The following is an 11,912-nucleotide window of genomic DNA, read 5'->3' as shown; positions in this document are numbered from 1 at the left end:
TCGGCGTTCCTCCATTTTGCAATCGGACTCCATTCGCCTCCCGGTGAATTCCGCCTCTCAACTGCGGTGACCTCGTGAGTGCGAATCGGCGTCCGATATAAGCTCACGGGGTGACTCGTAGAGCAAAAATCGTCTGTACCATCGGGCCCGCGACGGCCACGGCCGAACGCATGGCCGGCCTTATCGACGCCGGTATGAATGTCGCCCGAATGAATTTCAGCCACGGCAACCAGGCCGACCACGAGGCCGTCTATCAGATGGTCCGCGAGGCCGCTGACGCCGCGGGCAAGCCCGTAGCCATCCTGGCCGACATGCAGGGCCCCAAGATCCGCCTGGGCAGGTTCGCGAACGGCTCGGAGCAGTGGGACGCCGGGGACCGCATCTTCATCACCTCCGACGACGTCGACGGCACCCACGACCGCGTCTCCTGCACCTACAAGAAACTCCCCGCCGAGGTCACCAAGGGCGACCGGCTCCTGGTCGACGACGGCAAGCTGGCCCTGGAGGTCCTCGGCGCGACCGACACCGACGTCGAGTGCCTCGTCGTGGAGGGCGGCCCGGTCTCGAACCACAAGGGCCTGTCCCTGCCGAACGTGAACATCTCGGTGCCGGCTCTGTCGGAGAAGGACATCTCCGACATGAAGTTCGCGCTGAACCTGGGCGTCGACCTCATCGCCATGTCGTTCGTGCGCCACCCCGACGACGTCCGCCTGGGCCACAAGGTCATGGACGAGGTCGGCGTGCGCCGCCCCATCATCGCCAAGGTCGAGAAGCCCGAAGCCGTCGACCGCCTCGAAGAGATCGTGCTCGCCTTCGACGGCGTCATGGTCGCCCGCGGCGACCTGGGCGTCGAGATGCCCCTCGACGAGGTGCCGCTCGTGCAGAAGGAGATCATCCGACTCTGCCGCGAGAACGCCAAGCCCGCCATCGTGGCCACCCAGATGCTCGACTCGATGATCGAGAACGCCCGGCCCACCCGCGCCGAGGTCTCCGACGTCGCCAACGCCGTCCTCGACGGCACCGACGCGGTGATGCTCTCGGGCGAGACCTCGGTCGGCAAGTACCCGATCGGGACGGTCCGCACCATGGCCAAGATCGTCAAGACCACCGAGTCCGGCCCGGTCGGCCTGCGGACCATGCACCACGAGCCGAGGACCAAGCCCGGAGCCGTCACCGCCGCGGCCGCCCAGATCGCCGAGGCGATCGACGCGAAGGTCCTCGTGGCCTTCACCCAGACCGGTGACACCGTCAAGCGCCTGGCCCGGCTCAAGCCGAAGCAACCGATCGTCGGCATGACCTCGATCGAGAGCGTGCGGAACCAGATGGCGCTCTCGTGGGGCGCCGACGCCTACCTCGTCGAGCACGTCGACCACACCGACTCCATGTTCCAACTGGTCGACAAGACCATGCAGGAGCAAGGCCTGGCCGCGCCCGGCGACATCGTCGTCATCGTGGCGGGCACACCGGCGGGAACGCCGGGCTCGACCAATACCGTCCGGGTCCACAAGATCGGATCGTAAGTGCCTGAGGTACTGGTAGGCCAGGACGCCGTCGACTCGCTCCTGGGCGTCCTCGACCTGGAGCAGATCGACACCGGCCTGTACCGCGGTCCGCGCGCCGAGGTCGGCCTGCAGCGGGTCTTCGGCGGTCAGGTGGCCGGGCAGGCGCTCGTCGCAGCCGGGCGCACCGTCGCCCCCGATCGGCGGGTCCACTCGCTGCACGGCTACTTCGTGCGCCCCGGCGACTCGTCGAAGCCGATCCTCTACCAGGTCGAGAACATCCGCGACGGCCGCTCCTTCTCGGTGCGGCGCACCGTGGCGCTCCAAGGCGGGCGGACGATCTTCTTCATGTCGGCCTCCTTCCACACCGGGGAACCGGGCCTGCAGCACGCCGACCCCGCCCCGGACGACCTGCCCGCGCCCGAGGACGTGCCGACGATCGCCGAGCGGCTCAAGGCCGACGCGGACCGCCTGAGCCTTTGGGCGCGCATCCCGCGCCCGATCGACGTGCGCTACCTGGGCGGGTCGGGGTTCCTGCGCACTCGCGAGCGTCCGGCCGAGCCGCGGCAGCGCGTCTGGATGAAGGCCGACGGGAAGCTCCCCGACGACCCCCTCATCCACGTCTGCGTGCTGACCTACGCCTCGGACCTGACACTGCTCGACTCGGTGCTCAGCCGCCACGGCGCGGTCTGGGGCCCGGGCGGCTACCTCGGCACGAGCCTGGACCACGCGCTGTGGTTCCACCGCGGGTTCCGCGCCGACGAGTGGATCCTGTACGACTCGGAGTCGCCGACCGCGGCGAGCGGCCGCGGCCTCGCCCAGGGCCGCTTCTTCGATCGCGATGGCAACCACATCGCCTCCGCGACCCAGGAGGGCTTGCTGCGGGAGACTCCCGGAGTGCCCCCCGGCATCCCCTGAACACCGAATACCCCGAATGCGGTGAATGCCACGGTTCGGAGGGGTCGATACCGCGGGACGGGGACTGCTAAGGTCTCCAATCGTCCCCGGTATCGCCCCCTTTTTGTCAGCCCGGTCTGCCCGACCGGGATAATTCGCGCCCGGTAACCGTTCGGAGACCGACATCCATGCGTCTGACCAACGCGACACAACAGGCCAAGACGTCCAATGGCGACGACGCCGCACCGACAGCGGCACCGAATGAGCGCCCCAGCCACTGGCGCCCCGACATCGAGGGCATGCGGGCCGTCGCGGTGGGCGTCGTCATCGCCGCCCACATCGGCTTCCCCTACACCGCCGGAGGCTACGTCGGCGTCGACGTCTTCTTCGTCATCTCGGGCTTCCTGATCACCTCGCTGCTGCTGCGCGAGATCGACCGCACCGGCACGATCTCCCTGACCGGCTTCTACGCCCGCCGGGCGGTACGGCTCCTCCCCGCCGCCGCGATCGTCCTCCTGGCGACGTTGGTGGCCGCCTGGACATGGCTGCCGCGCACGCGTCTGGGCGAGATCGCCGCCGACACCGCCGCCGCGGTGCTGAACGTCATCAACCTGCGGCTCGCCGCAGAGGGCACCGACTACCTGAACGCGAACTCAGACCCTTCGCCGCTCCAGCACTTCTGGTCGCTCGCAGTCGAAGAGCAGTTCTACCTGGCATGGCCGCTCATCCTGATCGCCATCGTCCTCCTCGGGGCCCGATTCGGCCGCCCCGGCAAGTTCCAGGCACGCCCCAACCGCGGCCTCGTGCGCACCGCGGCGATCACCGGCTTCCTCATCACCGCAGGCGCCGTCTCTTTCTACCTCAGCGCCAGCAGGACCGTCGACGATCCCATCTGGTCCTACTTCGGCACCCACACCCGCGCATGGGAACTCGCCGCCGGAGCGCTCATAGCCGTCGCCGCCTCCAAACTCGGGCGCGTGCCCGCGCCGCTGGCCGCGATCGCCTCCTGGACCGGCCTGGCCCTCATCGTCGCCTCGGTCTTCGTCCTCGATGAGGAGACCGTCTTCCCCGGTTCTGCCGCGGCCATGCCCGTGGCCGGCGCCGCGCTCGTCATCGCCGCCGGCTGCGTCCCGCACCGCTTCGGCGCCAGGACGCTCCTCGGCATCGCCCCCGCCCAGTACATCGGCAAGATCTCCTACGGCCTGTACCTGTGGCACTGGCCGCTCATCATGATCGGACCCGCCGCGCTCGGCATCGAGGAGCCCGGGCTGCACCACTACCTGCTGCTCATGCTCATCGCGTTCCTGCTGTCGGTCGCCACGTTCCACCTGGTGGAGAACCCGATTCGCACCCGCAAGCGCCTGGTGCGGGTGCCTTCCCGCGCCCTGGCGATGGGAGGCGCACTCATGAGTTGCGCGCTGGCGGCGTCGTTCGTCGCGGTCACCCAGCCGGCGCAGAACGAGGACGGTCTCGCGGCCGAGGAGGTCACGGGCAACGACGTGACCGTGTGGCAGCTGCTCGGCGACTCCTCCGAGGTGGAGGACGTCCCGGCGAACCTGACGCCCTCGCTCGACAGCGCCAAGGAGGACAAGCCGCTGTCCTACGAGCAGGGCTGCATGACCATGCAGGCCGGCACCGACCTGGCCGATGGCTGCTGGTTCGGCGACCCCGACGGCGGCAAGACCATGGTGTTGTTCGGCGACTCCCATGCGGCCCAGTGGTTCCCGCCGCTCAATCAGCTCGCGCAGGCTTCGGGCTGGCGGATGCTGGTGCTCACCAAGGCCGCATGCAGCGCGCCGATCGTCGAGGAGTTCAACGGCGAGCGCGGCCGCGAGTACACCGAATGCACCGAGTGGCGCGACAAGGCGTTCGACGAGATCGAGGAGGTCGAGCCCGACCTGGTCGTGGCCTCCACCTCGGACAACAAGGAAGTACTGGGGGGCGACCCCGACACCGAGTGGGTGGACGGCTGGATCGAGACGACCGAGCGTCTCTCCGGAGCAGCCGACGAGGTCTACGTCATGGCCGACACCGCCTGGGGCGTGGGGAACGTGCCGGACTGCCTCTCCGAGCACCCGGACGACGCCAGGCAGTGCGTCAACGACCTCGAGGACGCGATCGTCTTCCCCGACCGCCGCGAGGCGGCGATGGAGGCGGTCGCCGACGCCGGGGCGAAGGTCATCGACCCGATCCCGTGGATCTGCGACACCGAGGAGGGCAAGTGCCCGGTGGTCGTGGGCAACCTCCTGGTCTACCGGGACGACAACCACCTGTCCTCGCGGTTCGCCTCGGAGCTGGCCCCGCAGCTGGCCGCCGTCATGCCGATCGAGGGCGAGCCGAATGAGAGGCGTTAGCGGCGGGCGGCCTTTGACGATGTCGACCCGGAGCAGGTGAATGTAGGCTCTCCTCATCTATTAATCGCGCCAAGAGGAGAAGCCGCAATGCACCGAGTTGCCCCGTGGCTCAAGGCGGTCAACGTCGTGCTGACCCCGACGATCGTCAATAGACGGAACAAAGTCGACAAGGTCATCGACCGCGCGGTCCACGAGGCCGAGGTCAAGACCGACGGAACCGCCTCCGGTGACGAGCAGTTCATCGAGGACATGCGGTTCCTCCTGCGCTGCTTCGCCGACGTCGACGGTCTCACGCCCGCCGGCTGGGTGGGCACCGCGGGCGACATCGCCTCCCGCATGGAGAACCGCTTCCGCATCCGCAAGCTCCACGCCCAGCACCCCGAGATCGCCGACGAGCCCATCGAGCGGCCCGTCGTCATCGTCGGCATGCCGCGCACAGGCACCACCCTCACCCACCACGTCCTGGCCCAGGGCGCCGACCACCGCGCCCCGCTCATGTGGGAGCTCCTCCACTGCGACCTCGGCGACATCCCCGAGGACGTGCGCGCCAAGTACATCAAGCAGGCCGAGCAGATGGTCGCGGGCGCCGAGAAGGCCTCCCCGATGATGGTGAAGATCCACAAGCTCGGCGCAGACAAGCCAGAAGAGGACGTCTTCGTCCTGCCCCACGGCCTCATCTACGTCGTCCGTGCCCACATGCCCCGCTACGAGCAGTGGATGCTCGACCGCGACTACACCGCCGACTACCAGTACCTGAAGCAGGCGCTCCAGGTCCTCCAATACGGGCGCGAGCGGCGCAGATGGGTGCTCAAGTCCCCGGCCCACCTGTGGAGCCTGGAGACCCTGCTCAAGGTATTTCCCGACGCGCAGATCGTGTGGACCCACCGCGACCCGGCGACCGTGATGGGCTCGATGTGCTCGCTCGCCGAGACGAGCATGTCCGTCCACGTCCGCGACCCCGACCCGCATCAGATCGGGAGGACCTGGCTCGGGATGCTCGCCACCGGCGTCGGCCGGGCGCGCGCCGCCCGCCGGAACCTCTCCGACGACACGATCATCGACGTGCCCTACCGTCACCTCGCCGAGGAGCCGGCCGAGCGCTTCCCCGAGCTGTACGCATGGCTCAGTGCGCACTGGGGCACCGCCGAGCGGCGCAGCCTCGACCAGGCGCGGACGCGGGCCGGAGGCGGCGGCGGCCACGTGTACGACCTGGCCCGCTACGGCATATCGAAGCGGGAGATCCAGCAGGCCTTCGGCGACTACGGTCCCTTCGTGGCCGAACTCGGCGAGTCGTAGCAGGCGTTGGAGAACCGATCGGGGCCGAGCATCAGCCCTCGGTCTCCTCCATCATGCGCTTGATATTGGTGAGGGAGCGCTTCATCGCCGTCGAGAGTCGGTCCTCCAGCGAGTCGTCGACCGGGAACCTCGCGACGACGGTGAGCTTTGTGGTGCCCGGCCCCAGGGACTCGAAGACGGCGCGACCGGGGATCTGCATCGGGCCGTCGGTGATCAGGGCGCCGAACGCCCGATCGCGTTCGAACTCGACGACTTCCACGGTTCCTTCGACTGGGGTGCCTGACCGGCTGTTCCTTCGCTGAATGACCGTGCCGACATCGAGGGGCTCTTGCGAGTCGAGCCACAGCTCGATGTCCGGATCCCAGCGCGGGTGGTTCTGGACGTGATCGTCCGCGTAGAAGGTGAAGACCTCGCCGACAGGCCGTTCGATGACCTCGGATACTGCGATGCTGACCGCCATTCTCCCTCTCATTCCCGAATCATGGGCAGGCGTCTTCGAGCAATGGTCGATAGGGGCATTGTGAGGGCGCCGGCGGCCGCGCGCCCTGCGAATGCGGGTTTCGATCCTTCTCTCTGCGATGTCCCGGTCTCGATCCGGTCGACTTTGCGGTCGAGGACGACGGCCGTTTCAACGGAGGTCTTCCCCATTCCCCCCTAGAGATCGAGCGCGAAGCCCCACAGAAGCACGTCCGGCACCGGCTCCCAGTCGAGCTGCGGCGCGCGCTCGAATCCGAGCCGCCTGTAGACGCGGTGCGCCGCAGCCATCGTGGTCTGGCTGCACAGGACGACGCGCTTCGCGTCGAGCTCCCGGGCGCGTTCGACGCAGGCGGACGCCAGGGCGGCGCCCAGGCCGCGCCCCCGTCCGGCGGGAGCGACCGCGAGGGCCCGGACCTCGGCCTCGGACGGCCCTGCGAGCTGCGCCAGCGGGCTGCCGGGCGGCACCAGCGTGACGCCGCCCATCACCCGCTCGCTGTCGGCGGCAACGAGTATCTCGGCGCCCACGACGCGCGAGCCGACATCGCGCAGGAATTCCGCGTACGGGTCGTCGGGGCCGGTGAGGAAGCCGTCGTGCAGATAGGCGTTCACGACGATTTCGCCGAGCGCCTCGTACTCGGCCCCGTGGACCGGGCGGATCTCGACCGCGCTCACAGGGATGCTCCTTCGAAATTATCGACACCGGCGAACGGGCCGGATTCCTTGCGACCATACCCGCTGACGGGGTTCAATTCTGAAAGCGCATTCCGAATCTTGGAAGGACCGATCCTTGAGCCACGACGTCATCCGCAACCCGATCCTCCCCGGTTTCCACCCGGACCCGTCCATCGTCCGGGTCGGCGACGACTACTACCTGGCGACCTCGACGTTCGAGTGGTGCCCCGGGGTCCGCCTGCACCACTCGCGGGACCTGGTGAACTGGCGGGCGCTCGGCGGCATCGCGGACTCCTCGCGCCTGCTCGACCTGACCGGGGTCCCGGACTCCGGCGGCGTGTGGGCCCCGGACCTGACGTACGCGAACGGGCTCTTCCACCTGGTCTTCAGCGTCGTCGACAACTACGCCCACGGCTATAAGGACTGCGCGAACTACCTGACGACCACCGCCGACCCCGAGGGGCCGTGGTCGGACCCGGTCCGGCTGCCGGGCAGGGGATTCGACGCCGCGCTGTTCCACGACGAGGACGGATCCACCTGGCTGCTCAACATGATCGCCGTCTCGAAGCCCGGGAAGGGATTCTCGGGAGTCGAGATCCAGCGCCTCGAGGGCGGCAAGGCGGTCGGCGAGCCGACGCTGCTGCTGGGAGGTAGCCCGGCGGGCCTCACCGAAGGCCCGCACCTGTATCGCAAGGACGGCTGGTACCACCTGCTGGCGGCAGAGGGCGGCACCGGCTTCAACCACGGCGCGATCACGGCGCGCTCGCGAAACCTGCTGGGCCCCTACGAACTCGATCCGAACGGCCCGCTCATGACCGCCCGCGACAAGCCCGAGCTGGAACTGCAGAAAGCCGGCCACGGCTGCCTCGTCGAGACCCAGACGGGGGAGTGGTACATGACCTACCTGACCGCGCGTCCCTACACCCAGAGCAAGGGCCTCTCGGCGCATGGGCGCGACCGGGTGGACCGGTGCGTGCTCGGCCGCGAAACGGCGATCACACCGGTCGAGTGGGTCGACGGCCGGCCCCGCGTCGCGGGCGCGGCCCCGGCCGTGGAGGTCCCGGCGCCCGACCTGCCGGCGCACCCTTGGCCCGAGGCTCCGACTCGCGACGAATTCGAAGCCCCCGCGCTCGATCCGCGGTGGAGCACGCTGCGCCGCCACCCGGCCCCGGACTGGCTGAGCCTCACGGCCCGGCCCTCGCACCTGCGGGTCCGAGGAGGTCAGTCCCCGTTCGCCCGTCGCTCACCGAGTCTGGTGGCCCAGCGGGTGACCGCTCAGCACGGCGTCTTCGAGGCCGGCATCGAGTTCGCCCCCTCCACCGAGTACCAGACCGCCGGGATCGTCGCGTACTACAACGCCTACAACTGGCACTACCTCCAGGTCGCTCTGGACGAAGGCAGGACGACGCTCTCGCTGGTGACCTCGGACCTGGGCCACCGTGACCACCGGCCGATCGCCGAGGTCGGGCCGCGGCTCGACCTTCGCATCGTCCTCGACGGCCCGACCTTGCGCTTCGCCTACCGTGAGACCGAATGGACCGACACGGGCCTCGAAGCGGACGCGACGATCCTCTCCGACGAGTACGGGACCGTGGTGAGCGATGGGATGCTCCACGCCTTCGGCTTCACCGGGGCGTTCGTCGGCCTGTGGGTCCAAGACCTCGCGGACGAGGGCGGCCACGCCGACTTCGAGTACGCCGAGTACCGCCCCGAGCCGTAGCGCGAACGGCCGAGGCGGTCCACCCGCCTCGGCCGTTCGACCGCCTTGCTGACGCGTCGCCGCTCAGCCGTCCTTCGTAACCGACTCCACGCCCACGAGCTCGTCGTACTCGCAGGAATCGTCCGGCTCCTCGACCCAATCGACTTCGACGGCACCGCCTTCGGCCTCGTCTTCCGCCGATCCCAAGGTCGTCCCTCCGATCGTGACGGTGTCGCCGTCGGAGACGACGACCTCGCTCGTCTCGTTCTCGAAGCGGATCGAGCCGTCCTCGACTGCGACGCGATCGTCGGGCCAGGCCAGCAGCATCCGCTTCCCGCCTTCGGCCTCCACCACGACGCAGCCGCCGTCGAGATCGACGGTGCCTTCGCCGGCGAGCGCGGCGCTCCCTGCGTCGGCGGGGGCGTCGTAGGTGGCCGGCGAAATGTCGCTGCCGCCGCAGGCGGTGAGCGTGAGCAGTGCCGAAGCGACCACTGCCGCGAATCGACGTGGCGAGCGGCTCGAACGTTCGAGGCGAGTTCGTCTCATCGTGTCGTCGTTCACTGGGTTCGCACGGTGACGCCGATTGCCTCGTCGTAGAGATCCGCGACCGAGAAGACGTCCAGGCCTCCGCAGTATCCCTTGGTCGAACCGTAGGCGCGGTTGCCGAACGACCATCCGCCGCCGGAGTCGCCACCGATGACGACGCGGCCGTCCATCTGCACGAGCCGGTTGTTGAAGACGCCGCTGACGGTGCAGCTGACCGAGACGTCGTTGACGTCGAGGCTGCAGTCGCGGCTGTTCGAGGAGCGGCCGTAGACGCAGATGGACTCGTTGACGCTGATGTTCGCGCGCGCTTCGAGAGCGGTCGTATCGCGGAGGGTCCCGGAGGAGGCGTAGAACTCCGCCGGTTCGAGGTGGGTGGAGGTCTTCCATTCCACGTCGCCCCATTGGCCGCGGTGCTGCGATTGGTGGGACAGCGCCCAGACGCCGACGCCCTGCTCGACGATCTGGTTGATGCCGTCGCAGTGACCGGCGGTGGTCACTCCCGTGGTGCCGCTGCCGTTGACGACCGTCCAGCCGCTGGTGCACTCGTTGACGCCGTCGTCGCGGACTCGCGCCCCTCCGAAAGCGTGGAGGTCGTCGGCGATCGGTTCGTCGGCCACGGAGAGTTCGACGTCGTCGGCGAGTTCGGTCGGCAGCGCGGTGAGCAGGACGTCCGCCGCCGGAGCGTAGGCGTCGTAGACGGTGACGTCGATGCGGCCGCCGCCGTCGAGATCGAAGCCGGACGCGATCTGGTCGATGCCCTGTTCCGACAGTGCTCGGTGGACGGCGATCTCACGCTCCTCGAGTTCGAGGAACGAGTACGGCTGGCCGTCGACGATGCGGATGCCGAGGTCCTCGGCGTCTGAGGCCACCCAGCCGGGGGACTCTCCTTTGAGGTAGAGGATGGGCGGGTCGGCGGGGTTGTCGGGCAGTTCGCTGCCGATGAAGGCGTCGGGCTGGGAGGCCGCGAGTTCCTCGGCGAGCTTGCCGACGATTTCGGCGTTCCGGTATTGTTGTTCGGCTTCTTCGAGGGTCCAGCCGCGCGGCTTGGCGGTGAGGGCGAGATCCTCTTGGAGCGCTTCGCGTTCGGTCTGGTGCGTTGGTTCGGCGTCGTCCTTGGGCTCTTGCGCGCCCGCGGGGCCGGTGGCGAACTGGGTGAGCGTCAACGCTGCGATCGCCGTGATCGATGCTGAGATTCGTCGCATGATGCCCTTCCTCCGTGCATGTGCACAGGATTGGGATGGGGGAGTTTCACCTTAGGTTACAGAAATTTACGGAAGGTGCTGTACCGGTTACGGCACAGAGTGTGCCAAAGTGAACTCTCCACGAAGGAATCGCCGGTCGACCGCCGCTATCGCGAGCGCGGCGGGCCGACCGACTCGCGTACGACGATGTGGGTGCCGAGCACGACCTGGTCGGCCGCCGACTCCTCGTCGCGGTGGATTGCCAGGCGAACCGCCGTGCGGCCCAGCTCCTCGTGGGGCACGTGGACGGTCGTGAGCGCCGGTGTCAGGTCGGAGGCGAGGGGGATGTCGTCGAAGCCGACGACGGACATGTCCTCGGGTACCCGCAGGTCGAGCTCGCGCAGGGCCCTGAGGACGCCCGCGGCCACCATGTCGGTGGCGCCGAAGATCGCGGTTATGTCGTCGCGTTCGGCCAGGAGGCGCTTGGTGGTCTCGTAGCCGCTGGCCTTCGAGAACTCGCCGGGGAGTACGAGCGACTCATCGAAATCGACGCCGTAGTCGGCGTGCGCGCGCCTGAAGCCCGCGACGCGCTCGTCGGTGGTCGAGAAGCCCCCGCTGGCGCCTATGTACGAGATCTTCCGGTGTCCGGCCGACAGCAGGTGCGAGGTCATCGCATAGGCCCCGCCCTCGTTGTCGTAGTGGACGGTCGTGGCCGGGACGTCCTGGCCCAGTGAGGGCCGCCCGCACAGCGCCAGGTGGGAGCCGGACTTGTCGAGCGCCTTCGCGAAGTACGTCATCCGCTCGGTGTAGCTCTCGTTGTCCCAGGCGCCGCCGACGACGATCACGGCCTCGGCGTGCTGCTCGCGCATGAGTTCCACGACCGCCAGTTCACGCTCCGGATCGCCGTGGGTCGTGCACAGCAGGCACAGCCGCCCCTCGGAGGAGGCCTGATGCTCCACGCCGCGCGCGATGTAGGCGTAGAAGGGACCGGTCACGTCGTCGACGACGAACGCGACGGTCTTCGTCGTCGCGCCGGCGAGGGCCCGCGCGTGTGCGTTCACCACATAGTCGAGCTCGCGCATCGCCCGAAGCACCTTCGCCCGCGTGGCCGGGGCGACGGGGTAGTTCCCGGCGAGCACACGGGAGACGGTCGGCACCGAGACTCCGGCGCGCGCCGCCACGTCCCTGATGGTGGGCCGCTTTCCGCTGTCGGATCTCTTGGGCACGTGACGCCTTCTCTCAACAATGGTTCTCCGCCAGACTAGTCCAGTGCCTGTGAGTTCGCCCGTTC

10 protein-coding genes are annotated in these 11,912 nt (G+C 68.7%); 5 read left to right on the top strand and 5 right to left on the bottom strand.

Features of this window, described 5'->3' with window-relative positions; genetic code table 11:
• The first annotated feature begins 110 nt into the window (after window positions 1–110).
• The 4 genes from pyk to L0U85_RS02960 all read left to right on the top strand — a co-directional run bounded on the left by pyk (window position 111) and on the right by L0U85_RS02960 (window position 6,046).
• Window positions 111–1,520 carry a pyruvate kinase gene (pyk, locus tag L0U85_RS02975; RefSeq protein ID WP_347177336.1) on the top strand — a complete coding sequence of 470 codons (1,410 nt, stop codon included), beginning with the start codon at window positions 111–113 and terminating at the stop codon, window positions 1,518–1,520.
• Complete coding sequence (locus L0U85_RS02970; protein WP_241376194.1) at window positions 1,521–2,417, top strand: acyl-CoA thioesterase II; 897 nt, start codon at window positions 1,521–1,523, stop codon at window positions 2,415–2,417.
• 167 nt (window positions 2,418–2,584) lie between these two features.
• The gene (locus L0U85_RS02965; protein WP_241376193.1) at window positions 2,585–4,750 is read left to right on the top strand and encodes an acyltransferase family protein; all 2,166 of its coding nucleotides are present in this window, start codon (window positions 2,585–2,587) and stop codon (window positions 4,748–4,750) included.
• Between the two features lie 87 nt (window positions 4,751–4,837).
• The gene (locus L0U85_RS02960) at window positions 4,838–6,046 is read left to right on the top strand and encodes a sulfotransferase (protein WP_241376192.1); all 1,209 of its coding nucleotides are present in this window, start codon (window positions 4,838–4,840) and stop codon (window positions 6,044–6,046) included.
• A 31-nt stretch (window positions 6,047–6,077) separates the two neighbouring features.
• On the opposite strand, the gene L0U85_RS02955 is transcribed toward L0U85_RS02960, so the two are convergent.
• Both L0U85_RS02955 and L0U85_RS02950 read right to left on the bottom strand, forming a co-directional pair.
• Window positions 6,078–6,506 carry an SRPBCC family protein gene (locus L0U85_RS02955; protein WP_241376190.1) on the bottom strand — a complete coding sequence of 143 codons (429 nt, stop codon included), beginning with the start codon at window positions 6,504–6,506 and terminating at the stop codon, window positions 6,078–6,080.
• A 194-nt stretch (window positions 6,507–6,700) separates the two neighbouring features.
• On the bottom strand, window positions 6,701–7,195 hold the full coding sequence (locus L0U85_RS02950; protein ID WP_241376188.1) for a GNAT family N-acetyltransferase: 495 nt from the start codon (window positions 7,193–7,195) through the stop codon (window positions 6,701–6,703).
• A 115-nt stretch (window positions 7,196–7,310) separates the two neighbouring features.
• Here L0U85_RS02950 and L0U85_RS02945 point away from each other — a divergent pair, with 115 nt between their 5' ends.
• Complete coding sequence (locus L0U85_RS02945) at window positions 7,311–8,915, top strand: family 43 glycosylhydrolase (protein WP_241376187.1); 1,605 nt, start codon at window positions 7,311–7,313, stop codon at window positions 8,913–8,915.
• 63 nt (window positions 8,916–8,978) lie between these two features.
• Here the strand turns inward: L0U85_RS02945 and L0U85_RS02940 are convergent, their stop codons facing one another.
• The 3 genes from L0U85_RS02940 to L0U85_RS02930 form a co-directional block, all read right to left on the bottom strand.
• Window positions 8,979–9,386, bottom strand: a complete 408-nt coding sequence (locus L0U85_RS02940) for a hypothetical protein (protein WP_241376186.1) — start codon at window positions 9,384–9,386, stop codon at window positions 8,979–8,981.
• Between the two features lie 65 nt (window positions 9,387–9,451).
• A complete protein-coding gene (locus L0U85_RS02935; protein WP_241376185.1) occupies window positions 9,452–10,642 on the bottom strand; it encodes a S1 family peptidase in 1,191 nt (396 codons plus the stop codon).
• A gap of 146 nt (window positions 10,643–10,788) precedes the next feature.
• Window positions 10,789–11,847, bottom strand: a complete 1,059-nt coding sequence (locus L0U85_RS02930) for a LacI family DNA-binding transcriptional regulator (RefSeq protein ID WP_241376184.1) — start codon at window positions 11,845–11,847, stop codon at window positions 10,789–10,791.
• Window positions 11,848–11,912: the final 65 nt, after the last annotated feature.

The organism is Glycomyces sp. L485 (genome assembly GCF_022548875.1).
Classification (GTDB): Bacteria; Actinomycetota; Actinomycetes; order Mycobacteriales; family Micromonosporaceae; genus Glycomyces.
This window is presented reverse-complemented; position numbering and strand designations above follow the sequence as displayed.